This is a genomic window from Nonomuraea sp. NPDC050790 (assembly GCF_044456745.1).
Taxonomy (GTDB): domain Bacteria; phylum Actinomycetota; class Actinomycetes; order Streptosporangiales; family Streptosporangiaceae; genus Nonomuraea.
This window is the reverse complement of record NZ_JBITGF010000009.1, coordinates 367,418-390,019: the sequence shown is the minus strand read 5'-3', so window position 1 is coordinate 390,019 and position 22,602 is coordinate 367,418. Positions and strand designations below refer to the sequence as shown.

Genomic DNA, 22,602 nt, shown 5'->3' with positions numbered 1-22,602 from the left:
ATCCGTAGGTTCTGCGGGCCGCCGGAAGCGGTCAACCCCTTCAGGAGCGTACGTTTCTCCGCGATCCCCACAACCGGCGGATCTCCGCCCGCCAGCGCAGGAACTCCTCGGCGCCGTGACCTCGGCCGCGGCGTGCCTGCTCGGCCCAGCCCGCCGCGCGCTCGGAACCGGCGCCGGTCAGGATCTCGATCGCCTGCTCGGTGCGGGCGGGGACGGGGCCGCAGGTCACGGCGGCGGCCGCGGCGAGGGCGGCGCCCTGGGCCAGGTCGGCCCGGTTCTCGCCGGCGTGGCGGGCCAGCCGTACCAGGTCGTCGGGGTGGGCGCCGCCGGTGTGGACGGCGGCCAGGCCGGCGCCGCTCCACAGGTCGGCGTGGCGGTCGAGCGGGAAGGCGGCGATGGTGACGGCGAGCGCGTCCACGTCGGCGCACTCGCGGAACCACAGCGCGCGGCCGTAGCCCTGGTCGCGGATGGCGCACCTGGTCCCGTTGGTGGTCAGGCCCACGGGCTGGCGGAAGAATGCCTGGTGGAAGCCGTAGCCGTCCCAGCAGAGCCAGCGCAGCAACGGGTCCAGCGCCCTGCTCATGGACCACGGCCGCAGCCGGAGCCTGGCGAAGGCCCACCCCGCGCCCAGATGGACCTGGTACGGGTGCGCGCGTCCCGGCCCGGCCAGCAGCGCGGCCAGCCGCCTGCCGCGGGAAAGGGTGAGGATGTCGCGTACGGCACACGCCGCCCCCGCACCCTCCGCGGCCGCCGCCCGCATCCCCGGCAGGAGCCCGGACAGGTCCAAGCCGTCGGGACCCACCTCGTCGGCGGCGTTGAACCCGGCCACGAAGGCCAGCCCGGCGGCTTCCAGGTGCCCCCGCGCCGGCCCGAGCCGGAACCCGCGCCGCTCGAAGTCGACCTGCCCGGCATCCTGATATAGGAGCTTTCTCATGCGTCCCCCCGCGAAGAAGGTAGGGACGTGACAGAGCGTGAACAAGTCTGCACACGACCGCATGAGGCGTTTATCGCCCCGGCATGAACCTTCCCGGACCATCTCCCGACTGGACAGGCATGAGCGACGAGTTGCTGGTGGTCCGCTGCCAGCTCGGCGAGCGCGACGCGCTGGCCGAGCTGGTCAGAACGTGGCACGAACCCGTCTGGACCTACGTCCGGCGCATGTTGGACGCCGAGCGGGCCGACGACGTCACCCAGGAGGTCTGGGTGGCGGTGCTGCGCGGCCTGCCCCGGCTGAAGGAGCCGGGCAGGTTCGCGCCGTGGTTGTTCACCATCGCCAGGCGCGCGGTCGCCGACCGGCTGCGCGCCGAGTACGCCCGGCCGGAGCCCCAGCCGCCCGGCCCGCCCGATGACGCCTTCGAGGCGGCGCTGGACCGGGCCGAGCTGGTCGGGGCCCTGTCCGCGCTGCCCGTGCGCGAACGGGACGTGCTCGCGCTGTTCTACCTGGAGGACTGCGCGCAGATCTGCGGCGTGCCGGTCGGCACCGTCAAGTCGCGGCTCAACCGCGCCCGTCGCCTGCTGTCGGAACACCTCACGCGGAAGGGATACGGCCATGAACTCGCCTGATGACATCATCGCGAAGTTGTCACCCGTACTGTCGCCCTGGCGGCGCTTCGGCGGGCTGGCCGCGCTGCTCGCCGGGCTCGGCGGCGCCGTGGCGCTGGGCTCGCTGTGGCTGACCGAGCCGGGACAACTGCCCGACCGGCTGCACCTCGGCTTCGCCCTGCTCCTGGCCCTGTGCCTGGCCTGGGCAGGGTACGGAGGCTGGGTGCTGACGCGGCGCGCGCCCATGTTCGCGCTGGACCGGGTGGTCGCGGGGTGGCTGTCGGTCGCCGCCTCGGCCATGACGGCGGTGCTGCTGGCGGTGCTCGCCGCCCTGCGCGACACGCCGGTGCTGTTCGCGGTGGGTCCGCTGCTCGTGGCGGTCGCCGGGGTGGTGACGTTCCTGGCCCACCGCCGGCGCGACGCGCTGTTGCGCAGGAAGGCCGAGCTCAGCTGAACAGGCGGGCCAGCTCGGTCCTGGTGGCCACGCCGAGCTTCGGAAAGGCCCGGTAGAGGTGGTGGCCGACCGTCTTCGGGCTCAGGAAGAGCTGGGCGCCGATCTCCTTGTTGGTGGCGCCCGTCGCGGCCAGCCGTACCACCTGCAGCTCTTGCGGGGTGAGGGCGGCCATCGCGTCGGGCGCCGTCCGTGCGGCGGTCTCGCCCGCCGCGCGCAGTTCGGCGCGGGCGTGCTCGGCCCACGGGCGGGCGTCCGCGCGCTCGAACGTCTCCAGCGCGGCCCGTAGCTGCGTGCGGGCCTCGGCCTTGCGCCGCTCGCGGCGCAGCCACTCGCCGAACAGCAACCTGGAACGAGCCTGCTCGAAGGGCCTGGCCCCATCCTGTACGGCCAGCGCGAACCACTCCTCCGGAGCCTCCTCCAGCAGGGCGCGGCAGCGGGCCAGCACCGCGTCGGCCCAGGGCTGACCGGCGGCCCGCGCCCATCGTTCGAAGCGCTCCAGCGGCTCGCGGGCCCGATCGGGACGGCCCAGCCGGACCGCCGCCTCGACCTGGTCGGGGGCGAAGTAGAGCGCGTGGTTCTGCCCGGCGAGCCGTTCCATCCGCTCCAGCGCCGCCTCGAAGTGGCCACGCGCCAGGTCGAGCAGCGCGCCCGCCCGCTCGGCCCACTCGCCCCCGGCCTTCTCCCCCTCGCTCTCCTGCCCGCGCACGGCGGCCAGCGCCGCGAGCAGGCCGAGGGCGTGCGCCTCGCGCTGGCGCTGGCCGGTGTCCCTGGCGATGCGGATCGTCTCGTCGACGCTGGCGGCGGCCTCGTGGAAGCGGCCGAGGAAGAACTCCGCCTCCGCCAGCGTGCCCAGCACCCCGGCCAGCCAGCCGATCATGCCGCGCTGCCGGAACTCGCCCGCGAGCACCAGCATCGTCTCGCGTGAGCGGGCGAAGTCCCCGCTGAAGAAGTCCACCATCACGGTCGCGAGCCGCTCGCCGACCAGGCCGGCGCGGCGCTGGGGCATCGCGGCCACGTTCGCGCGCAGGACGCGCAGGCCCTCGCCCGGGTCGCCGGACATCAGCTCGGCCGCGCCGCCGATCGCCGCCGCCAGCGACTCCTGCCCGGCCATGCCGGCCAGCAGGCCGTGGACGCGCCGCATCCCCTCGGGGTCGGCGCGGCTCCACGCCGCCCTGGCCGCGTCGGTGAGCAGCCGCACCCTGGCCTCGCCCGCGGCCCGGTCCGCCGCCTCGACGAGGATCGTGTAGGCGGCCTGCGGGTCGCCGCCCTCGAAGGCGACCTTGGCGCGCAGCGTGGCCAGCGCGTCCTGGTCGCCGCTCAGCCGCAGCGCCTCCTCGACCAGGCTTCCCGCGCGCTCGTTCTGCCCGGCGTCGGCGGCGGTGTGCGCGGCCGAGGTGAGCCGGCGCAGCCGCTGCTCCGGATCCGGCGTGAGGTGCGCCGCGCGTTCCAGCGCCGCCGTCGCGGCGGCGTACCCGGTGCGGTCGCGCGCCCGCTCCGCCGCCGCCTCCAGCCCGGCCGCGACCTCCTCGTCCGGCCCGGTCGCCGCCGCCGCCAGGTGCCACGCCCGCCGGTCCTGATCGGCCGCGGTCGCCGCCAGAGCCCGGTGTACGGCCAGCCGCTCGACGAACCCGGCGCTCTGGTAGGCGGCGGCCCTGGTCAGCGAGTGACGGAAGGAGACCTCGGAGCCGCGTACGGTGACCAGCCCCTCGGCCTGGGCCAGCGCGTCGTCGGGCAGCCCGAGCTCGCGCGCGGCGGCGAGGATCGTGCCCAGCTCGCCGGAGTCCGCGGCGGCGGCCACGACGAGCGCGCTGCGCGCGGCGGCGGGCAGCCCGGCGATGCGCTTCCCGAACGCCTCCCGCAGCCGGCGGGGCAGCGGCAGCGGCCCGATCTCGGCGGCGGCGGTGCCGGGCAGTTCGAGCAGGGCCAGCGGGTTGCCGCCCGACTCCTCGACCACCCGGTCCCTGACATGGGGCGGCAGACCGGGATGCCGCCGGGCCACGAGCTCGTGGGCGTCGGCCCGGTCGAGGCCCTCGACGCGCAGCTCGGGCAGCCCGGCCAGCGTGCTCTCGTCCCTGGCCGAGGCCAGGATCGCCACGCCCTCGGCGTGCAGGCGGCGGGCGGCGAACAGCAGCGCCTCGGCGGAGGCCCGGTCGAGCCACTGGGCGTCGTCGAGCAGGCACAGCAGCGGCGCGTGCTCCGCGAGCAGCGTCAGCGTGGCCAGGCCGATCATGAACCGGTCGGCGACACCGCCCCCGGCCTGGCCGAACGCGGTGCGTACGGCGGCGGCCTGGGGTTCCGGCAGCGCGTCGAGGCGGTCGAGCAGGGGCAGCAGGATCTGGTGGAGGGCGGCGAAGGGCAGCTCCGACTCGCTCTCGACCGCCGATCCGCGCAGGATCTCGAATCCGCCGGCCGTCCGGCCCGCGTGCTCCAGGAGGGCGCTCTTGCCCACGCCGGGCTCGCCGCGCAGCACGAGCGCGCCGCTGCCGCCCTCGCGGGCCGCGGTGAGCAGGCGCTCGATCGCGGCCAGCTCTTCCTTCCGCCCCTGAAGCACGCACCTGAAGCTAGCAAACCTCAGGGAGGGGTCTGGGCGGCGTAGGCGGTCGGCAGGAAGCAGGAGATCGTGCCCTGGCGCGGGTCGGTGACGCCGACCCCGACCGGCACGTCGGTGCGGGAGGTGTCGAACGTCATCATGAGCGCGTCGTGGTCGTGGAAGTTGGGGTCGTACAGGGCGAAGGTGACCCCGGTCCCGCTCACGTGGTAGCCCCAGACCAGCACCTGGTGGTTCTGGCCCAGGTCGGCCGGGTTGAGGCTCTTGGTCTTCACCAGGCAGATCGGGCGCGGGAAGCCCTGGTCGATCCAGTCCTTCACCCTCGGCCACGAATCCCTGACCATGATGGCCGAGCGGCCCGACATGAGCCCGATCGGCTCGAAGATCCCCTGGTCGGTGTCGGGGTAGGCCGGGTTCATCAGCTTGAGCAGGCTGAGCGGCAGGTCGGGCAGGTCGAAGGAGTCGAACAGCCGGGAGACGAAGTAGTCGAACAGCGGGACGCCCTCGCCCGCGGGCGCGACCGTCTGCGCCGGTGCGAGCTGGTTGGACAGGAAGTAGTCCATGGCCGCGTAGACCATGCCGCCGCACAGGCCGTTGGTGGCGTCGCCGATCGGCAGGCTCACCACGCCGAGGTCGAGGTGCTTGAGCGTGGTGCCGTCAGGCCAGGAGTTGTTGAAGTGGAAGCCGTGCAGGCTGGGCCGGAACGCGGTCGTGTGCCATTGGGAGTTCTCCAGTGTCCACGACACCCGGGCGTTCTCGCCGTCGCCGCCGCTGCGCAGCAGCGCCTTGCCCGTGACGCACACCTCGTCGAAGGTGTTGGCGCCGACGAACGGGTTGCTCCAGTGCATCTCGATGATCGGCCCCCCGTCGCCCACGCGGTACTGCAGGCGGCCCTCGGTGCCGGTCGCGACGCCGTCGGACTCGCTCTCCCAGCTCACGGTCTCGCCGGGCATCACGGTCTGCGGCGGCTCGATGCCGTTGGTCCAGACGCCGTGCATGAGCGCCTCGAAGTTCTTGCCCAGGATCTCGCCCGTCGTGTTGGTGAAGGTCACCGCCACGCTTCTGGCCGCCATGGCCACCACCTCGCTTCCCTGGCACCCCAGGGTGCGGCGGGTCACGGGTGGTGTCGTGAGTACGCCCCTACTCAGGTCCGGCGACCCGGAGCCCGGGAGGCCGTGTCGCGCCGTCCGGTCCCTTCCCGGACGGCCGGCACACGGCTACTCCGCGCCCGCCTCAGCGGGCGGGCTCGGACTCCTGGTCGTGCGGCGCGGCGGCGCCCTCATCATGGGACGTGTCGGCGGACAACTCCCTGCGCAACGCGTCGATGTCCATGTGGTGGCTGGTGTACTTCAGCTCGCGAGCGACCTTGGTCTGCTTCGCCTTCTGTCTTCCTCGGCCCATGGCAACTCCCTATTCCCCGGGTGTCATCCTAACCAACGACATTGCGACTTGAACAATTATGCAACTGCGCTGGATTAGCCTGGAAGCATGCCCGTCCCGCTCTACCAGGCCAAGGCCGACTTCTTCCGGACGCTCGGGCACCCCGCTCGCATAAGGGTGCTGGAACTTCTCCAGGAGGGGCCGCTTCCGGTCCGGGATCTCCTGGCCCAGATCGACATCGAGGCATCGAGCCTGTCACAGCAGCTCGCCGTACTTCGCAGGGCAGGGGTCGTGAGCGCCGAGAGGGAGGGCAGCACCGTCGTCTACTCCCTGGCCACGCCCGAACTGGCCGACCTGCTCGACGCGGTGCGCCGCATCCTCACCGAGATGCTGGTGGACCAGGGCGAGTTGCTGGCCGAGCTGCGGGCGGAAGCCCACGGCTGACCCATCTGGAGTACCAGCCGGTGAAGAGCGCGGGCGCCACGAACGAGACCACCTTGACGGCGACGACCACCGCGGTGGCGTGCGGCGCCACGCTCAGCACCCAGGCCAGCGCGGCGGCGGCCAGCGTGAAGGCTCCGGCCCAGACCGCGGTGATCACCGCGTTGACCCGGTAGAACTCCGGCGTGTGATGAACCTCACTCGGCGTCATGGATCTGGCGATGCCGAGCGTGAACGGCCGGCGGATGGCCAGGGAGCCCCATGCGGTTCCGGCCAGCCAGACGTTGACGAGGGCGGGGCCGTACATGGTGAGGGGTGAGTCGGGGTCGGCGAGGGAGAGGACCGTGATGACGGCGAAGAAGCCGGCGGCGCTCGACTCGATCACCATCTCGTCCCAGCCCTTGCCCCGCACCCTGTCGATCACGACGAGGACGAGGGCGATGGCGAGGCCGGTGATCGCGCCCCAGCGCCACTCGTCGCCGGTGGCGATGACGGCGTAGGCGATCCAGGGGAGGAATCCCAGCAGGCCGAACATCAGTGGCACCCTTCGACGTTCCAACTAAGACATGTCGAAGCTAGAACCTCCTTTGGAGATATGTCAATATAGGAACATGAGTCTTCGCCACGCCGTGCTGGGCCTGCTCTCCGAGGGACCCGCGAGCGGATATGACCTGCTCAAGCTGTTCGACGCGTCCTTGAGCAACGTCTGGCCGGCCACGCAGAGCCAGCTCTACACCGAGCTCGGCAAGCTCGCCGACGCCGGCCTGGTCAGCGTGTCGGCGGAAGGCCCGCGCGGCCGTAAGGAGTACGCCGTCACCGAGGAGGGCCTGGCCGAGCTGCGCCGGTGGATCGTCGACGTCGAGCCGATCGGCATGACCCGCAGCGACATGCTCCTGCGCGTCTTCTTCCTGGCCCAGGTCGACCCCGAGCAGGCCCGCGCCTACATCCGCCGCCAGGCCGAGATCGGGCGCAAGAACCTGGAGCACCTGGAGAACATCCGCGAGTTCGTCGAGAGCGGCACCGACAACCTCTCCATGTACGGCCGGCTCGCCCTGGAGTGGGGCCTGCGGTTCACCAGGACGCAGCAGGAGTGGGCCGAATGGGCCGAGAAGCAGATCCGTTAGGCTCGCCGTCATGGTCTCCGAGCTGTTCGATCCCCAGGCGTGGAAGGAAGTCGAGGGCTTCGACTTCACCGACATCACCTACCACCGCGCCGTCGACCAGGGCACGGTCCGGATCGCGTTCAACCGCCCCGAGGTGCGCAACGCCTTCCGCCCGCAGACCGTCGACGAGCTCTACCGCGCCTTCGACCACGCCCGCCAGAGCGTCGACGTGGGCTGCGTCCTGCTCACCGGGAACGGCCCCTCGCCCAAGGACGGCGGCTGGGCCTTCTGCTCCGGCGGCGACCAGCGCATCCGCGGCAAGGACGGCTACCAGTACGCCGACGGCACCCCGGCGACCGGCCGCCTGCACATCCTCGAGGTGCAGCGGCTCATCCGCTTCATGCCGAAGATCGTCATCTGCGTGGTGCCCGGCTGGGCCGCGGGCGGCGGGCACAGCCTGCACGTCGTGGCCGACCTGACGCTGGCCTCGCGCGAGCACGCCCGCTTCAAGCAGACCGACGCCGACGTGGCCAGCTTCGACGGCGGCTTCGGCTCCGCCTACCTCGCCCGCCAGGTCGGGCAGAAGTTCGCCAGGGAGATCTTCTTCCTCGGCGACACCTACACCGCCGAGGACGCCCACCGCATGGGCATGGTCAACGCGGTCGTCGCGCACGCCGAGCTGGAGCGCACGGCCCTGGAGTGGGCCAGGAAAATCAATGGCAAGTCGCCGACCGCCCAGCGCATGCTGAAGTACGCCTTCAACCTCATCGACGACGGCCTGGTCGGACAGCAGGTCTTCGCGGGTGAGGCGACCCGGCTGGCGTACATGACGGACGAGGCGGCGGAGGGTCGCGACTCCTTCCTGGAGAAGCGCGAGCCCGACTGGTCGCCCTTCCCCTGGCATTTCTAGGACGTTTGTGACGAAGATCGAAGTCCCCGCCCAGCTCATCAGCAACCACGACGAGATCGGCGAGGGTGAGGAGGGCGGCCCCACCTGGATCGCCGGCCTGCCCGCGCTGGCCGAGCGCTACCTGGAGGAGTGGGGGCTGCGGCCCGACGGGGACCCCATGCACGGCTACGTCTCGCTCGTGCTGCCCGTGACCAGGGCCGACGGCGTACCGGCGGCGCTCAAGCTGCAGCCGGTCAACGAGGAGAACGCCGGCGAGGCGATGGGCCTCAAGGTCTGGGACGGCGACGCCATGGTCCGCCTCCTGGACGAGGACCCCGCCACGGGCACGCTGCTGCTCGAACGGCTGGAGGGCCACCGCACGCTGGCGACGGTGGCCGACGACACCAAGGCCCTGACGATCCTGGCCGACCTGCTGGCCCGGCTCGTGGCCCGCCCGGCGCCCGAGGACCTGCGCCGCCTGGCCGACATCGCCAGGGACATGCTCGACGACACCCCCGCCGCGGTGGCCGGGCTGGCCCAGGAGAGCGACAGGCAGTGGCTGAAGACATGCGCCTCGGCCGTCGCCGAGGTGATCGCCGAGCCGGGCGACCGGCTGCTGCACTGGGACATGCACTACGACAACGTCCTGGCCGCCGCCCGCGAGCCCTGGCTGGCCATCGACCCCAAGCCGCTGGCCGGCGACCCGGGCTTCGACCTGTGGCCCGCCCTGGACAACCGCTGGGCGGACGTCGTGGCCAGTGGTGACGTGCACCGGGCCGTGCGCAGGCGGTTCGACCTGCTGGCCGACCGGCTCGCGCTCGACCCGGCGCGCGCCGCGCGCTGGACCTACGGCCGGCTCCTGCAGAACGCGCTCTGGGACGTCGAGGACGGCAAGGGCGAGCTGGACGGGAACCAGCTCGTGATCGCCGAGGCGCTGCGCCCGCGCCTGTGACCTAGGGGACCACGATGGCGATCTTGCCGCGGCCGTGGCCGGTCTCCATCTCGCGGTGCGCGTCGGCGGCCTCGGACAGGGTGTAGGTGCTGCGGATGTGGTACTGGAACTCGCCCGCGGCCACCAGGGCGGCGTAGCGGCCCAGGCGCTCGGCCAGCCGTTCGCCCACGGTGGTGCGGATGCCGAGGCCCGCGGCCTTCTCGTGCTCGTACAGGGTCAGGATGCGGTCGCGTTCGGCCACCAGTTCCAGGGAGACCTCCAGCGCCTCCCGGCCGGCGCCGTCCAGGACCGCGGTGACGCCATCCGGGGCCAGCGCGCGGACCCGGTCGGCGAGGCCGGGGCCGTACTCGACCGGGACGGCGCCGAGACCGCGCAGGTAGTCGTGGTTGACCGCGCGGGCGGTACCGATGACCGTGGCGCCGCGGCGGCGCGCGATCTGCACGGCGGCGCCGCCCACGGAACCGGCCGCGCCGTGGATCAGCAGCGTGTCCCCCGGCCCCACGGCCAGGTTGTCCAGGGCGATCTCGGCCGTCTGCACGCCCGCGGTCATCGCGCCCGCGACCTCCCAGGCGAGCCCGGCGGGCTTCGGCGTCACCGACGTAGCCGGCACGACCGTGTACTCGGCGTAGGCGTTGAGCTGTGTGAAGCCCAGCACCTCCGTGCCGGTCGCGAAGCCGTCCACCCTCTCGCCGACCTGGTCGATCACGCCGGCGAACTCGTTGCCGGGAATGCGCGGCAGCCCGCCGGCGACGCCGGGCGGCGTCCATCCCGCGCGCACCGCGGTGTCGTACGGCTGCACGCCCGCGGCCTTCACACGCACCCGGACCTGTCCCGGGCCCGCCTGCGGGGCGGGCAACTCCATGACCTTCAACACCTCGGGGCCGCCGAACTCGGCGAACGCCGCGGCCTTCATCACTTCGCTCATGACCACGACCCTGCAACCTCAACCTTGATTGAGGTCAACCCGTCACCTAAACTTCCGGCCAAAGGAAGGGCAAGCGACCATGCAGAAGATCGTCCACGTCAGACCCCTCGACGACGCCATCGGACACGAGGAGTCGCACGACTGCCCGTGCGGTCCGACCGGCCAGGGTGTGCAGAACCCCGCCACCAGCAAGATGGTCGGCGTGATCTTCCACCACCATGGGCTCCAGCCGTGCCACGAATGGGAAGCCTCCGACCTGTCGTAACCATCTGTGTACTATCGGTGAGGAGCTCATAGAAATCGGGGGACGGCATGAGCAACCTCATCGTCATCGACTATCCGGACGTCGCGACGGCGGAGACCGTGCGCGCGCGACTGTTCGACCTGCAGAAGCAGAACCTCATCACGCTTGAGGACGCGGCCATCGTCGAGCGCAAGGAAGACGGCAAGATCAAGCTGCACCAGTCCACCAGCACGACCGGCGTGGGCGCGGCCGGGGGCGCGCTGTGGGGCGGCCTCATCGGACTGCTGTTCTTCATGCCGCTGCTGGGCATGGCGCTCGGCGCCGCGGCGGGCGCGGCGGGCGGCGCCCTCACCGACGTCGGCGTCAACGACGACTTCATGAAGGAACTCGGCGAGAAGATGCCCCCGGGCACCGCCGCCCTCTTCCTGCTGGTCGTCCAGAGCACGCCGGACAAGGTCATCGAGCAGATCGCGCAGTACGGCGGCGAGATCATCAAGACCTCGCTCAGCACCGAGGACGAGAAGCACCTCAAGGAGGCCGTGGCGGCCGCGCGCGCCTGATCTCCCACCCAGGAGCGACCGGTTCTCCGGTCGCTCTTTTTTCATGTACGGCGCGGCAGACCTGCCCATATCGGGAACTTTCCGCTTTACTTCGTCTTTACCTGTATAGAGTCCGACGGGGGACGTACCAGGGGGAAGATGTCTGAGTTCTTACACGCCGTGCTGGGTTTTCCGACTGTTCTGTTTAGCTTCCTGCTCGTGGTCGTCATCGCCTACTGGGTGATCGCGCTCACCGGGCTCCTGGACCTGGACGACGTCGACGCTTCCTGGCTCGGACTGGCGGGAGCGCCCGCCGGAGTGACACTGTCGATCGTGGTCACGCTGGGCTGGCTGCTCAGCCTGATCGGCGGACAGCTCGTCACCGCACCGCCCCTGCTCGTGGCGGTGCTCCTCGTGGCCCTTGCCGGCGGCTGGTTCGGGGCCCGCCTGCTGGTCGTGCCCCTGCGCCGCCTGTATCCGGACGAACGCGGCCCCTCGCGCCACGACTTCGTCGGCCTCCACTGCGTGATCCGCACCGGACAGGCCACCCCCGACTTCGGCCAGGCCGAGGTCACCGCCGCCGACGGGTCCTCGGCCGTCGTCCAGGTCAGGACGACCGGCGACGACCGCCTGGCCCGCGGCGACAACGCCCTCATCTTCGACTATTCCTCCGCCGGGGAATTCTTCCTGGTCATGCCCTATGAAAGGGATCACTGATGGGTGTCATCTCCGTTGGCCTCGCCATCGCGCTGGCCGTCGGCCTGCTGGTCGTCATCGCCCTCCTCGTGGTCATCAGCCGCCTCTTCCACAAGGTGGAGCAGGGCAAGGCGCTGATCATCTCGAAGGTCAACCGGGTCGACGTGACGTTCACGGGCGCGGTGGTGCTGCCCGTCGTGCACAAGTCCGAGACCATGGACATCTCGGTCAAGACCATGGAGATCGTCAGGTCCGGCCGTGAGGGCCTGATCTGCCGCGACAACATCAGGGCCGACATCCGCATCACGTTCTTCGTCCGGGTCAACAAGACCGCCGAGGACGTCATCAAGGTGGCCCAGGCCATCGGCACCGCGCGGGCCAGCGACGAGGCCACGCTGCAGGAGCTGTTCAACGCCAAGTTCTCCGAGGCGCTCAAGACCGCGGGCAAGCACCTGGACTTCGTCGACCTCTACACCAAGCGCGACGAGTTCCGCGACGAGATCGTCCGGCTCATCGGCACCGACCTCAACGGCTACAGCCTTGAGGACGCCGCGATCGACTACCTGGAGCAGACGCCCCTCCACAACCTGGACAAGTCCAACATCCTCGACGCGCAGGGCATCCGCAAGATCACCGAGCTCACCGCCATCGAGCACGTGCGGACCAACGAGTACCAGCGCAACGAGGAGAAGGAGATCACCCGCCAGAACGTGGACGCCCGCGAGGCGATCCTGGAGCTGGAGCGCCGCCAGGCCGACGCCGAGACCAAGCAGAAGCGCGAGATCGAGACCATGAGGGCGCGCGAGGAGGCCGAGACCGCCCGCGTGCAGGCCGAGGAGCGGCTCAAGGCACAGGCCGCCAACATCAGGACCGACGAGCAGCTCGGCGTCCAGCACGAGAACCGCGCCCGCGAGGTCGCCGTCGCGGAGAAGAACAAGGAACGCGTGATCGCGATCGAGACCGAGCGGATCGAGAAGGACCGCATGCTGGAGGTCATCGCCCGCGAGCGCGAGACCGAGCTGTCGCGCATCGCCAAGGACAAGGAGGTCGAGACCGAGAAGCGCTCGATCGCCGAGGTCGTGCGCGAGCGCATCGCGGTCGACAAGACCGTCGCCGAGCAGGAGGAGAACATCAAGCGGCTGCGCGCGGTCGAGGAGGCCGAGCGGCTGCGCCAGACCACGATCATCGCCGCCGAGGCGGAGGCCCAGGAGAACCTGGTCAAGGACATCAAGGCCGCCGAGGCCGCCGAGGCCGCGTCCAAGTTCCGCGCCCGGGAGGAGCTCGTGCTCGCCGAGGCCAGGCAGCAGGCCGCCGACCTCGACGCGCGTGCCAAGATCAGGATCGCGGAGGGCATCCAGGCGGAGTCCGCCGCGGCCGGGCTGGCCGAGGTCCAGGTCAAGGAGCGCGACGCGGCGGCGATCGAGAAGGTCGGCCGCGCCGAGGCGCTGGTGCTCAGCGAGCGGCTGCGCGCCGAGGCCGAGGGCGCCAAGGCGATGGCGCTGGTCGAGGGCGACCGGCTCAAGGCCCGCGCGGAGGGCGAGCAGGCCCTCGCGCTCGCCTCCGCCGCCGCCGTGGGCGAGAAGCTCAAGGCCGAGGCCGAGGGTCTGACCGAGAAGGCCGCCGCCCTGGCCGCGCTCGACGAGGCCTCTCGTACGCACGAGGAGTACCGCCTGCGGCTGGAGGCCGACAAGGAGGTCCACCTCAAGCGCATCGAGGTGCAGGCGAAGGTCGCCGAGTCGCAGGCCGGCGTGCTGGCCGCGGGGCTGGCCAAGGCCGACATCGACATCGTGGGCGGCGACACGATGTTCTTCGACAGGATCGTGGGCTCGATCACCGCGGGCAAGGCGGTCGACGGGTTCGTGGAGCACTCGGCGGTGACCAGGACGCTGGCGGAGCCGTACCTCAACGGGTCGGCGAGCCTGCCCGCGGACCTCGCCGCGATCGTCGGCGGGATGGGGACCGAGGACCTCAAGAACATCACCGTGTCCGCGCTGCTCCTGCAGATGATCCAGAGCGGCGGGCCGGAGGCGAAGCTGACCGAGCTGCTGGAGACCGCGCGCCGGCTCGGCGTCGCCGACTCCTCGGTCGCCGCGCTGAGGGCCTGAGCGGATGGCGGATCTTGAGGCGGGCACCTATGAGGTGCTCAGGAACCGCCTCCAGTCGCAGGCCAAGCTGCTGGCGCAGGCCGCGGAGGCGGTCAACGACGCGCGGCTGAAGGTCTTCGGCGGCGCCGAGCTCACGCTGCTCGGCACGGAGCGGATCAGGACCGAGAACAACTGCGTGCCCAGGGACATCGTCTCCGTCGGGGAGGTGATGGTGTTCGGGTACAACGTGTTCATCGGGCTGAAGCCGGAGACGGCTGTGGACGACGTGTTCTCCGTCCACAGGTTCACGCGGGACGGCGAGGCGTTCCGCTTCGATCCGGCACAGTGGGAGGCGCTCACCGACCCCGCCTTCCAGAAGGACTTCGCCGAGTTGTACCGGTACTACAAGGAGACGCGCCTGCAGACCCTGCGCCGGGTCGAGGGCAAGCTGCTGGCGGTCTTCCAGACCGGGCCCGGCGACAGCAAGGTCCTGCGCTGGGACCTGTCCGGCGCCTATCTCGACAACCGAGGCGAGCGCGACCACGTGTTCCCGCCGTCCCACGACTTCGAGTGGACTGCGACCACCCGCGACGACCACGTGCTCGGCCGCCACCCGCACATCTCCATCCAGGGCGAGGTGTTCGTCGAGACCGTCGGCGGCGACCTGACCATCAAGGTCGAGGACAACACCGAGAGCGGCCACGGCGTCTACTCCGAGCCGGTCAGCGAGCCGCTGCAGTCGCTGGCCGACGCCGACGTCTCCTACTCCCGGGTGGGCCCGCTCATCCTGCTGCGCATCCGGCCGTACAAGGAGGTCGAATGGCGGCACCTGGTGTTCAACACCGCGACCAGGGCGGTCGTCCGGCTCGACGGGATCGGCCAGGCGTGCCGGCGGCTGCCCGAGGACCAGGGGCTGATCTTCCCCGGCGGCTACTACCTGGCGACCGGGGTCAGCAAGACCTTCGACCTCGACGTGAGCGAGCTGGAGTTCGAGCGCGTGGTCCGCTCGCCCAACGGGGAGGACGTGCTCTACGTCTTCCACGCTCGGGGTGACGGGCGCTCGCTGCTGCTGCCGTACAACGTGATCAGGAAGGAGGTGGCCAACCCCATCCCCTGCCACGGGTTCAGCCTGTTCGACGACGGGACGATGGTGGTCTTCCGCGCCACCTCCGACGAGCCGACCCGGGTCCATCCCATGCAGGTGTGGCAGACGCCCTACGTCTCCGACACCTACGCCGCCGCCCAGCCCGCCGGGTCGGGGCCGCTGGAGCGCATCGGCAACGCCGAGCTGGTGCGGGGCATCTCCGACTGCCTGTCCGTGGCGCGCATGGTCGAGGAGATGTCGCCGTCCGCGGCCACGTTCGAGGCGCTGATCGCCGCCTGCGAGCGCGCCTTCGACCACTACCACTGGCTCGGCGAGCACGGGCTGCGCGCCCCGCTCACGGATGTACGCGCCACCGCCGGCCAGGTGCTCGACGAGTACGAGAACGTCGAGCAGCTCACCGCGCAGGCGGCGCGCACCCTGGCCGACGCCGAGACCGAGACCGTCACACTGATCCGCAAGGCCAGGGGCGACCTGCCGGCCGGCGCCGACGCCTGGGTCAGCCTGCTGGCCACGCTGCGGCGGGCGCAGGGACGGCTGGTGACACTGCGCGAGGTCCGTTACCTCGACCTCGCCCGGCTCGACTCGCTGGCCGGCGAGCTGGCGGCCGAGCTGACGGAGACCGGCACGCGGGCGGTCGCCTTCCTCCAGGGGCCCGACGCCTTCACCGGCTACCACACGGCGGTCGAGCGGCTGGCCGCCGACGCGGGGGCGATCTCCACGGTGGCCGACGCCGCACCGGTCGCCGAACGGCTGGCCGACCAGGCCGAGGGCCTTGAGGTGGTCACCGAGGTGGTCGGCTCGCTCGACATCGCCGACGCCACCGTGCGCACCTCCATCCTGGAGCGCATCGCCGAGGTGCTCGGCGGCGTCAACCGTGCCCGCGCGGTGCTGGAGGGCCGGCGCAGGGAGCTGCTGTCCAGCGAGGGGCGGGCCGCGTTCGCCGCCGAGTTCGCGCTGCTCGGGCAGGCGATCACCGGCGCGCTGGCCATGGCCGACACCCCGGAGCGCTGCGACGAGCAGCTCGGCAAGCTCATGCTGCAGGTGGAGGGGCTCGAGTCCCGCTTCGGGGAGTTCGACGACTTCGCCGCCCAGCTCACCACCAAGCGCGAGGACGTCTACGAGGCGTTCTCCGCCCGCAAGCAGGGCCAGCTCGACGAGCGGGCCCGCCGCGCCGACCGGGTCTTCGCCTCGGCCGAGCGCATCCTGGGCAGCGTCGCCAGGCGGGTGGCCGCGCTGGCCTCGCTCGACGAGGTCAACACCTACTTCGCCACCGATCCCATGGTCGCCAAGCTCCAGTCGGTCTCCGCCGAGCTGCGTACCCTCGGTGACCCCGTGCGCGCCGAGGAGCTCGACGGCCGGGTCAAGGCCGCCCAGCAGGAGGCGGGGCGCTCGCTGCGCGACCGGCTCGACCTGTTCGACGAGGGCGGCGAGACGCTGCGGCTGGGCCGCCACCGCTTCGCGGTCAACACCCAGCCGATCGACCTCACGCTGGTGCCTCACGACGGCGCCATGCACTTCGCCGTCACCGGCACCGACTACCGCGCGCCGGTCCCGTCCGACTTCGCCGACACCCGCCCGTTCTGGGACCAACTGCTCGTCTCGGAGACCCCCGAGGTCTACCGCGCCGAGCACCTGGCCGCCGCACTTCTCGACACCGCCGACCTCCCCTCGGCGGAGCTCGTACGGCGGGCCGCCGAGGAACGCTACGACGAGGGCTACGAACGCGGCGTCCACGACCACGACGCCGCCCTGATCCTCGACGCCCTGATCCGCCTGCGCGACGGCGCCGGGCTGCTGCGCTACTCCCCCGCGGCCAGAGCGGCGGCGCAGCTCTTCTGGGCCTTCGACACCGACGAGGTTTCACGTAAAACATTCACCACCCGAGCGTCTTCGCTGGTCAGGGCGCGTGCGGCGTTCGGCGCTCACGAGGCCGTGGCCGCTCTGGCCGAGGAGCTGGCGTCCCAGATCACCGCGTCGCCCGGCGTGGCGCGGGCGGCCGGGGAGTATCTCGTGGAGGAGCTGGCCGCCTCCCCGCCCGGCTTCGTCACCAGCAAGGCGGCCCGCGGCGTGGTGGAGGGCTTCCGCGCGCGGCTGGGCCCGGCGGCCTATCGCTCGTTCGAGGACGACCTCGCCTCCCTCGACCCGCCCGCGCGCATCCAGCTCGCCACGGCCTGGCTCGGCGCCTTCGACCAGTCACCCGAGCTGCCCGAGGCCATCGCGCTGCAGCTCTGCGGCGACCTGCCGCGCCACGACTCCAGCGCGAGCGTCTCCACCGTGGTCGAGGGGCTGCTCGGCGCCCACCCGCGCATCACCGATCGCACGCTGGCCGTGCGCCTCGACGAGATCCTCGCCAGGACCAGGACGTTCGCCACGGAGCGGGTGCCCGCCTTCCGCGCGTACCAGAAGCGCCGGGTCGAGCTGGTCGCGGCCGAGCGCGAGCGGCTGCGGCTCGACGAGTACAAGCCCAAGGTCATGAGCGCGTTCGTGCGCAACCGCCTGCTCGACGAGGTCTACCTGCCGCTCATCGGCGACAACCTGGCCAAGCAGCTCGGCGCGGCGGGCGCGGGCAAACGCACCGACCAGATGGGCCTCCTGCTGCTCATCTCACCGCCCGGCTACGGCAAGACCACCCTCATGGAGTACGTCGCCAGCCGCCTCGGCCTCGTCTTCGTCAAGGTCAACGGCCCCGCCCTGGGCCACGCCGTCACCTCGCTCGACCCGGAGGAGGCCCCTGACGCCACCTCCCGGCAGGAGGTCGAGAAGATCTCCTTCGCGCTGGAGACCGGCAACAACACGCTCCTCTACCTCGACGACATCCAGCACACCTCGCCGGAGCTGCTGCAGAAGTTCATCTCGCTGTGCGACGCCCAGCGCCGCATCGAGGGCGTCTGGAACGGCCGCACCCGCACCTACGACCTGCGTGGCAAGCGCTTCGCCGTGTGCATGGCGGGAAACCCGTACACCGAGTCCGGGCAGCGCTTCCGCATCCCCGACATGCTCGCCAACCGGGCCGACGTGTGGAACCTCGGTGACGTGCTGTCCGGCCGCGACGAGCTGTTCGCGCTCAGCTACGTGGACAACGCCCTCACCTCCAACCCCGTCCTGGCCCCGCTGTCCACCCGCGACCGCGCCGACGTCGAGCTTCTCGTACGGCTGGCGCGCGGCGACCAGACGGTCCGCTCCGACCAGCTCAGGCACCCCTACTCCAAGGTGGAGCTCGACCAGATCCTGTCGGTGCTGGCCAAGCTGATCAGGGTGCAGGAGGTGGTGCTGGCCAACAACCAGGCGTACATCGCCTCGGCGGCGCAGTCGGACGACGCGCGGACCGAGCCGCCGTACAAGCTGCAGGGCTCCTACCGGAACATGAACAAGCTGGCCGAGCGCATCGTGCCCGTCATGAACGAGGCGGAGCTGGAGGCGGTGATCGACGACCACTACGTCGGTGAGGCGCAGACGCTCACCTCCGGCGCGGAGGCCAACCTGCTGAAGCTGGCGGAGTTGCGAGGGCGGCTGACGCCTGAGCAGGAGGAGCGGTGGACGGCGGTGAAGGCGGCTTACCTGCGGACCAAGGCGTTGGGCGGGGCCGAGGACGACCCCGTGACCCGGACGGTGGGCGCCATCGGCCTGCTGACGGACCGCGTCACCGACATCACCGCCGCGATCCGTCAGTCCGCCGCCGGGCCCTGAGTTCATCCACAGGCTGTGGATGGGCGCCCGTTCTTGAGCTCCAGGCGTGAGCCCTGGAAGGCGGCGCGCATGCGGCGGTCGTGGGTGACGATCACCAGGGCGCCCTTGTAGGTGGACAGGGCCTGTTCCAGTTGTTCCACCAGGAGGGGAGAGAGGTGGTTGGTGGGCTCGTCCAGGAGGAGCAGGTCCACCTGGCGGGTGACCAGGCGGGCCAGGTCTATGCGGCGGCGCTGGCCGTATGAGAGCTGGCCTACTCGCAGGCGCAGGTCGGCGGGCCGGAACAAGCCCAGGGACAGGAGGGCGTCGGCGTGCTCGTCCATGCTGCCCGTGCGGCCCTGGGCGAATGCGCTGAGCACGGTCCTGTCCAGGTGCTCCTGACCATCCTCCTGGCGTAGGTGGCCTACCTGGGGTGGGCGCTTTACTGTGCCGGTGTCGGGGGTCAGTTCTCCGGCCAGGACCCGGATGAGCGTGCTCTTGCCCGCTCCGTTGGGCCCGGTGACCAGGAGGCGCTCGCCCGGCAGGATCCGCAGCCCCTCCACCCAAAGCCGCTCCCCCACCCGAACCTTGTCCAGCTCCACCAGGGGAATCCACTCGGACCCGTCGCACCGAACCCCAGCCACCTCGCCCGCCCGAGGCGCGGCCTTCTGCTCGGCCCGGAGCTGAGCCACCTCATCAGCCCGAGGCGCGGCCTTCTGCTCGGCCCGGAGCTGAGCCACCTCATCAGCCCGAGGCGCGGCCTTTTGCTCGGTCCGCGTTCGGGTTGCCCGGTCGGGCCCGGTTGGGGCGGTCGGGTGGGGTGTTTCCGAGAACTGGTCGGATCCCGATACCGGTGCCCGGGTCGGGGTCGGGGCGGTGAGGTGAGTGGGGGTGAAGTGGAGCGGGACGGGCGGGGGCGGGACAGGGTGGGTTCGGAGCCAGTCCAGGCGCTGGTTGGACTGGCGGATGCGGCTCATCGCGCCGTGCGTACGGGACCGGGCCCGCCAGGCGCCCGTCCCCATGCTCGCCTGAACGACCTTGCGAGGGATTTTGCCGAGCCGGGAGGCGTTGGCGTCGACGAGGGTGGCGTGGCGGGCCAGCTCGTTCTTCCACTCCTCGTGCTCCAGCGCCCACGCCGCCCGCTCGGCCGCCTTCGCCGTGAGGTAACCGGAGTAGCCGTTGCCGTAGCGGCGTACCTGGGACTGGTCGACCTCCAGGATCGTGGAGGTGATCCGGTCCAGGAACACCCGGTCGTGGGTGATGGCCACGACCGTGCCGCGATGGGCGCGCAGGTGCTCTTCGAGCCAGGTCACGGCCTGGTCGTCCAGGTCGTTGGTGGGTTCGTCGAGCAGGAGGAGCTCCGGCGCCGCGGCGAGGGTGGCGGCGAGGGCGAGCCGGGAGCGTTCGCCACCGGAGAGGGTGTCCAGCGGACGCGCCCGATCAAGCCCGGGAAGCCCGAGCCCGTGCAGAGCCACCTCCACCCGAGCATCGGCCTCATACCCACCCCGAGCCTCAAAGGCCGCCACCAGCTCCCCATAGGCAGCCAACTCCACCTCCAACCCACCAACCTCAACCCAGCCGACCCCCCTGGCCTCCACCCCAACAGCACCGCCGGTCTCCGCCACGTCTGCGTCACGGGCCTCGACCCCAGCAGGGCGGCCGGCCTCTACCCCGTCTGCATCGCTGGCCCGGCTAGTGGTTGTGTCGGCGCTGGCCAGGCGGGTTTCGGCGGTGCGGATGCGGGATTCCAGGTCGCGCAGATCCCGGAGCGCCCAGTCGATGGCGTCGCCCACCGTGGAGCCGGCGGGCAGGTCGAGGGCCTGGGGAAGGTAGCCGACGCCGCCGGGCGCCACGACGGTGAGTTCGCCGTTGTCCGGCGCCTCCACCCCCGCGATCAGCCGGAGCAACGTGGACTTGCCCGAGCCGTTGTCACCGATGATCCCGACCTTCTCGCCGGGCTTCACGGTGAACGTCACCCGGTCAAGGACGACGCGGTCTTCGTACCGCTTGATGATGTCTGAAAGAGCAAGTTGGGCAGCACGCATAAAGCAGCCACCTCCGATTCTCGGCACAATGCCGCATCGAAACGAACAGATCGATGGCGGAACGGATCGCGGAGCAGCGCTCTACGCGTCCGGTGCGAGAATCACAGGGAACCCATGCGGATTAGGTTGGGGTCGATGTGGCGATATGTCAAGCCCTAATTATGGGGATCGTCGCGGCTGACGTTCGGTGAGGATGGTGGTGGCGGTCCGCTGTACCGCCGCCGACCTGGTCACATAGTCGAGGATCAGCTCCAACTGCTCGTCCGTGTACGTGTCGTACAGATCAGCCAGTCCCCGCATCAACGGCTCGAACACCTCGATCGCCTCGGCGCTCGCCCCGGCCAGTTGCTCCGGGTTGATCTCGACGATGATCCGCCGCCGGTCCTTGAGGTCGCGGACGCGGCGTACCATCCACTTCGCCTCCAACCGGTCCACCAGCCCGCTCACCGACGCCGGAGCCAGCCCGGTGTGCTGCGACAGTTCGCCCGCGGTCAGCGGCCCGAGGCGTTGCAGCAGGTCGAGGGCCTTCCACTCGGTCACGCCGAGCCCGAGCAGCCCGCTCATGACGGTGTGGTACATGACCGCGGCGTTGCTGCTCTCCCGTCCCGCGTCACCGAGCGCCTGCAGGAGATTCTTTCGGTGCTCCGAAATATCTCTGGACACGAGCCCTCCCTCGTCATATATTTCGTTCGACCGAACGAAAGGTTATCACGATGAAGGCTCTCATCACAGGGTGCGGGATCGGCGGACCGGCGACCGCGATGGCGCTGCAAAAGGCGGGTATCGAGGCCGAGATCTTCGAGGCCTACGGCGCGAGCGCGGAGGGCGTCGGCTCGTTCCTGAACGTCGCCTCCAACGGCCTGGCCGCCCTGCGCGTCCTCGACATGCACCGCGAGGTCATGGCCGCCGGAATCCCGACCCCGCGCATGGTCATGACCAGCGGCTCCGGCAAGCGCCTCGGCGAGGTCGCGAACGGCCTGGCCCTCGACGACGGCACCGTCAGCCACACGATCCTGCGCTCCGACCTCTACCGCATCGTGCGCGACCAGGCCACCGCGCGCGGCATCAAGATCCGGTACGGCAAGCGCCTCGTCTCCCTGGACGACACCGGCGACCAGGTCGTGGCCCACTTCGCCGACGGTACGCAGGCGACCGGCGACATCCTGATCTCAGCGGAAGGCGTGCACTCCCGCACCCGGACCCTCCTCGACCCCGCGGCCCCGGCGCCCCGCTACTCCGGCCTGTACAGCTTCGGCGGCATCACCACCTTCCCCGGCCTGACCGGCGAACCGGGCACGTACCACATGATCTTCGGCAAGCAGGCGTTCTTCGGTTACACGGTGGCGGCCTCGGGCGAGACCTGGTGGTTCGCGAACCTGCCCCGCGAGGAAGGCGACGTCCCCGCCGACTGGCGGCCGCTGCTCTTGGACTCCTTCCGCCACGACAGCAACCGCACCGCCGACCTCCTGCGCACCAGCCCGACCGGCGATGGTTCCCCCGTGTACGACCTGCCGCCGGTCCCCACCTGGCACAAGGGCCGAGTCGTCCTGACCGGCGACGCCGCGCACGCCACCTCACCGAGCGCCGGTCAGGGCGCCTCCCAGGCCATCGAGGACGCGATCGTCCTGGCCCGCTGCCTACGCGACACACCAGACCACACCGCCGCCTTCGCCGCGTTCGAGGCCGAGCGCCGGGAGCGGGCCGAGCGGGTGGTGTCGTACTCACGGACGATCAGCAACAGCAAGGCCGCGGGGCCGGTGGGGCGGGTGTTCCGCGACCTGATGATGCCGCTGTTCCTGAGGAAGACAGCCAGCCAGGAGTCCCTGTCCTGGCTGTACCGCCACCATGTCTCCCTGTAACCGCCAACCCCAGGTCCGTCACACCCCAGCCCGTCAACCCTGGGCCCCGTCAGACTCCAGACCGTCAAACTGCAGACCATCAGACCGCAGGATGTCCATCCGCAGGACGTCAGCCCCACGACCATCAGACCCG

The 22,602-nt window shown here is 71.1% G+C and carries 20 protein-coding genes; 12 read left to right on the top strand and 8 right to left on the bottom strand.

The window, feature by feature from the left end; all coding sequences use genetic code 11:
* Positions 1-40: 40 nt before the first annotated feature.
* Positions 41-934: a DUF1702 family protein gene (locus ACIBEJ_RS40670; RefSeq protein WP_397188285.1), complete on the bottom strand. Its 894-nt coding sequence runs from the start codon at positions 932-934 to the stop codon at positions 41-43.
* A gap of 119 nt (positions 935-1,053) precedes the next feature.
* On the opposite strand from ACIBEJ_RS40670, the gene ACIBEJ_RS40665 reads away from it, so the two are divergent.
* Both ACIBEJ_RS40665 and ACIBEJ_RS40660 read left to right on the top strand, forming a co-directional pair.
* Positions 1,054-1,563 (top strand): RNA polymerase sigma factor, encoded by a 510-nt coding sequence (locus ACIBEJ_RS40665; RefSeq protein ID WP_397188284.1) that lies wholly within the window; start codon positions 1,054-1,056, stop codon positions 1,561-1,563.
* Positions 1,550-1,996, top strand: coding sequence for a hypothetical protein (locus ACIBEJ_RS40660; protein WP_397188283.1), 447 nt, complete (start codon positions 1,550-1,552; stop codon positions 1,994-1,996). The genes ACIBEJ_RS40665 and ACIBEJ_RS40660 overlap by 14 nt, the downstream gene beginning before the upstream one ends.
* Here the strand turns inward: ACIBEJ_RS40660 and ACIBEJ_RS40655 are convergent.
* The 3 genes from ACIBEJ_RS40655 to ACIBEJ_RS40645 all read right to left on the bottom strand — a co-directional run bounded on the left by ACIBEJ_RS40655 (position 1,989) and on the right by ACIBEJ_RS40645 (position 5,945).
* Positions 1,989-4,547 carry an ATP-binding protein gene (locus tag ACIBEJ_RS40655; RefSeq protein ID WP_397188282.1) on the bottom strand — a complete coding sequence of 853 codons (2,559 nt, stop codon included), beginning with the start codon at positions 4,545-4,547 and terminating at the stop codon, positions 1,989-1,991. The two genes, ACIBEJ_RS40660 and ACIBEJ_RS40655, sit on opposite strands and share 8 nt — an antisense overlap.
* Positions 4,548-4,567: 20 nt before the next feature.
* On the bottom strand, positions 4,568-5,617 hold the full coding sequence (locus tag ACIBEJ_RS40650; protein ID WP_397188281.1) for a hypothetical protein: 1,050 nt from the start codon (positions 5,615-5,617) through the stop codon (positions 4,568-4,570).
* A 160-nt stretch (positions 5,618-5,777) separates the two neighbouring features.
* A complete protein-coding gene (locus ACIBEJ_RS40645; RefSeq protein ID WP_397188280.1) occupies positions 5,778-5,945 on the bottom strand; it encodes a DUF3073 domain-containing protein in 168 nt (55 codons plus the stop codon).
* 87 nt (positions 5,946-6,032) lie between these two features.
* Between ACIBEJ_RS40645 and ACIBEJ_RS40640 the strand changes: the two genes are divergently transcribed.
* Positions 6,033-6,368, top strand: a complete 336-nt coding sequence (locus ACIBEJ_RS40640; protein WP_397106067.1) for an ArsR/SmtB family transcription factor — start codon at positions 6,033-6,035, stop codon at positions 6,366-6,368.
* On the opposite strand, the gene ACIBEJ_RS40635 is transcribed toward ACIBEJ_RS40640, so the two are convergent.
* Entirely contained in the window at positions 6,304-6,900 is a 597-nt protein-coding gene (locus ACIBEJ_RS40635) for a hypothetical protein (RefSeq protein ID WP_397188279.1), read from the bottom strand. The genes ACIBEJ_RS40640 and ACIBEJ_RS40635 overlap by 65 nt on opposite strands.
* Before the next feature lie 76 nt (positions 6,901-6,976).
* On the opposite strand from ACIBEJ_RS40635, the gene ACIBEJ_RS40630 reads away from it, so the two are divergent.
* The 3 genes from ACIBEJ_RS40630 to ACIBEJ_RS40620 are packed head-to-tail and all read left to right on the top strand — an operon-like array spanning position 6,977 to position 9,309.
* Complete coding sequence (locus ACIBEJ_RS40630; RefSeq protein ID WP_397188278.1) at positions 6,977-7,489, top strand: PadR family transcriptional regulator; 513 nt, start codon at positions 6,977-6,979, stop codon at positions 7,487-7,489.
* Positions 7,490-7,499: 10 nt separating this feature from the next.
* Positions 7,500-8,378: a 1,4-dihydroxy-2-naphthoyl-CoA synthase gene (locus ACIBEJ_RS40625; RefSeq protein WP_397188277.1), complete on the top strand. Its 879-nt coding sequence runs from the start codon at positions 7,500-7,502 to the stop codon at positions 8,376-8,378.
* A gap of 7 nt (positions 8,379-8,385) precedes the next feature.
* Complete coding sequence (locus tag ACIBEJ_RS40620; RefSeq protein ID WP_397188276.1) at positions 8,386-9,309, top strand: aminoglycoside phosphotransferase family protein; 924 nt, start codon at positions 8,386-8,388, stop codon at positions 9,307-9,309.
* A 1-nt stretch (position 9,310) separates the two neighbouring features.
* On the opposite strand, the gene ACIBEJ_RS40615 is transcribed toward ACIBEJ_RS40620, so the two are convergent.
* Positions 9,311-10,234 (bottom strand): NADP-dependent oxidoreductase, encoded by a 924-nt coding sequence (locus ACIBEJ_RS40615; RefSeq protein ID WP_397188275.1) that lies wholly within the window; start codon positions 10,232-10,234, stop codon positions 9,311-9,313.
* Positions 10,235-10,313: 79 nt separating this feature from the next.
* Between ACIBEJ_RS40615 and ACIBEJ_RS40610 the strand changes: the two genes are divergently transcribed.
* The 5 genes from ACIBEJ_RS40610 to ACIBEJ_RS40590 all read left to right on the top strand — a co-directional run bounded on the left by ACIBEJ_RS40610 (position 10,314) and on the right by ACIBEJ_RS40590 (position 18,589).
* Positions 10,314-10,499 (top strand): hypothetical protein, encoded by a 186-nt coding sequence (locus tag ACIBEJ_RS40610; RefSeq protein ID WP_397188274.1) that lies wholly within the window; start codon positions 10,314-10,316, stop codon positions 10,497-10,499.
* Between the two features lie 47 nt (positions 10,500-10,546).
* Positions 10,547-11,038, top strand: coding sequence for a DUF1269 domain-containing protein (locus ACIBEJ_RS40605; protein WP_397188273.1), 492 nt, complete (start codon positions 10,547-10,549; stop codon positions 11,036-11,038).
* 138 nt (positions 11,039-11,176) lie between these two features.
* Entirely contained in the window at positions 11,177-11,734 is a 558-nt protein-coding gene (locus ACIBEJ_RS40600; protein WP_397188272.1) for a hypothetical protein, read from the top strand.
* The gene (locus tag ACIBEJ_RS40595) at positions 11,734-13,818 is read left to right on the top strand and encodes an SPFH domain-containing protein (RefSeq protein WP_397188271.1); all 2,085 of its coding nucleotides are present in this window, start codon (positions 11,734-11,736) and stop codon (positions 13,816-13,818) included. The genes ACIBEJ_RS40600 and ACIBEJ_RS40595 overlap by 1 nt, the downstream gene beginning before the upstream one ends.
* 4 nt (positions 13,819-13,822) lie before the next feature.
* Positions 13,823-18,589: a DNA repair ATPase gene (locus ACIBEJ_RS40590; RefSeq protein ID WP_397188270.1), complete on the top strand. Its 4,767-nt coding sequence runs from the start codon at positions 13,823-13,825 to the stop codon at positions 18,587-18,589.
* Between the two features lie 2 nt (positions 18,590-18,591).
* On the opposite strand, the gene ACIBEJ_RS40585 is transcribed toward ACIBEJ_RS40590, so the two are convergent.
* Complete coding sequence (locus ACIBEJ_RS40585; protein WP_397188269.1) at positions 18,592-20,610, bottom strand: ABC-F family ATP-binding cassette domain-containing protein; 2,019 nt, start codon at positions 20,608-20,610, stop codon at positions 18,592-18,594.
* Between the two features lie 159 nt (positions 20,611-20,769).
* Positions 20,770-21,273: a MarR family winged helix-turn-helix transcriptional regulator gene (locus ACIBEJ_RS40580; RefSeq protein ID WP_397188268.1), complete on the bottom strand. Its 504-nt coding sequence runs from the start codon at positions 21,271-21,273 to the stop codon at positions 20,770-20,772.
* A gap of 50 nt (positions 21,274-21,323) precedes the next feature.
* Here ACIBEJ_RS40580 and ACIBEJ_RS40575 point away from each other — a divergent pair, with 50 nt between their 5' ends.
* Positions 21,324-22,469, top strand: coding sequence for an FAD-dependent monooxygenase (locus tag ACIBEJ_RS40575; protein WP_397188267.1), 1,146 nt, complete (start codon positions 21,324-21,326; stop codon positions 22,467-22,469).
* The last annotated feature ends 133 nt before the right edge of the window (positions 22,470-22,602 follow it).

What these genes read in the sequence shown, in the direction of transcription:
- ACIBEJ_RS40670 (WP_397188285.1), bottom strand. Translation starts at nt 934, where the DNA reads ATGAGAAAGCTCCTATATCAGGATGCCGGGCAGGTCGACTTCGAGCGG.
- ACIBEJ_RS40665 (WP_397188284.1), top strand. Translation starts at nt 1,054, where the DNA reads ATGAGCGACGAGTTGCTGGTGGTCCGCTGCCAGCTCGGCGAGCGCGAC.
- ACIBEJ_RS40660 (WP_397188283.1), top strand. Translation starts at nt 1,550, where the DNA reads ATGAACTCGCCTGATGACATCATCGCGAAGTTGTCACCCGTACTGTCG.
- ACIBEJ_RS40650 (WP_397188281.1), bottom strand. Translation starts at nt 5,617, where the DNA reads ATGGCGGCCAGAAGCGTGGCGGTGACCTTCACCAACACGACGGGCGAG.
- ACIBEJ_RS40645 (WP_397188280.1), bottom strand. Translation starts at nt 5,945, where the DNA reads ATGGGCCGAGGAAGACAGAAGGCGAAGCAGACCAAGGTCGCTCGCGAG.
- ACIBEJ_RS40640 (WP_397106067.1), top strand. Translation starts at nt 6,033, where the DNA reads ATGCCCGTCCCGCTCTACCAGGCCAAGGCCGACTTCTTCCGGACGCTC.
- ACIBEJ_RS40635 (WP_397188279.1), bottom strand. Translation starts at nt 6,900, where the DNA reads ATGTTCGGCCTGCTGGGATTCCTCCCCTGGATCGCCTACGCCGTCATC.
- ACIBEJ_RS40630 (WP_397188278.1), top strand. Translation starts at nt 6,977, where the DNA reads ATGAGTCTTCGCCACGCCGTGCTGGGCCTGCTCTCCGAGGGACCCGCG.
- ACIBEJ_RS40625 (WP_397188277.1), top strand. Translation starts at nt 7,500, where the DNA reads ATGGTCTCCGAGCTGTTCGATCCCCAGGCGTGGAAGGAAGTCGAGGGC.
- ACIBEJ_RS40615 (WP_397188275.1), bottom strand. Translation starts at nt 10,234, where the DNA reads ATGAGCGAAGTGATGAAGGCCGCGGCGTTCGCCGAGTTCGGCGGCCCC.
- ACIBEJ_RS40610 (WP_397188274.1), top strand. Translation starts at nt 10,314, where the DNA reads ATGCAGAAGATCGTCCACGTCAGACCCCTCGACGACGCCATCGGACAC.
- ACIBEJ_RS40605 (WP_397188273.1), top strand. Translation starts at nt 10,547, where the DNA reads ATGAGCAACCTCATCGTCATCGACTATCCGGACGTCGCGACGGCGGAG.
- ACIBEJ_RS40600 (WP_397188272.1), top strand. Translation starts at nt 11,177, where the DNA reads ATGTCTGAGTTCTTACACGCCGTGCTGGGTTTTCCGACTGTTCTGTTT.
- ACIBEJ_RS40595 (WP_397188271.1), top strand. Translation starts at nt 11,734, where the DNA reads ATGGGTGTCATCTCCGTTGGCCTCGCCATCGCGCTGGCCGTCGGCCTG.
- ACIBEJ_RS40590 (WP_397188270.1), top strand. Translation starts at nt 13,823, where the DNA reads ATGGCGGATCTTGAGGCGGGCACCTATGAGGTGCTCAGGAACCGCCTC.
- ACIBEJ_RS40585 (WP_397188269.1), bottom strand. Translation starts at nt 20,610, where the DNA reads ATGCGTGCTGCCCAACTTGCTCTTTCAGACATCATCAAGCGGTACGAA.
- ACIBEJ_RS40575 (WP_397188267.1), top strand. Translation starts at nt 21,324, where the DNA reads ATGAAGGCTCTCATCACAGGGTGCGGGATCGGCGGACCGGCGACCGCG.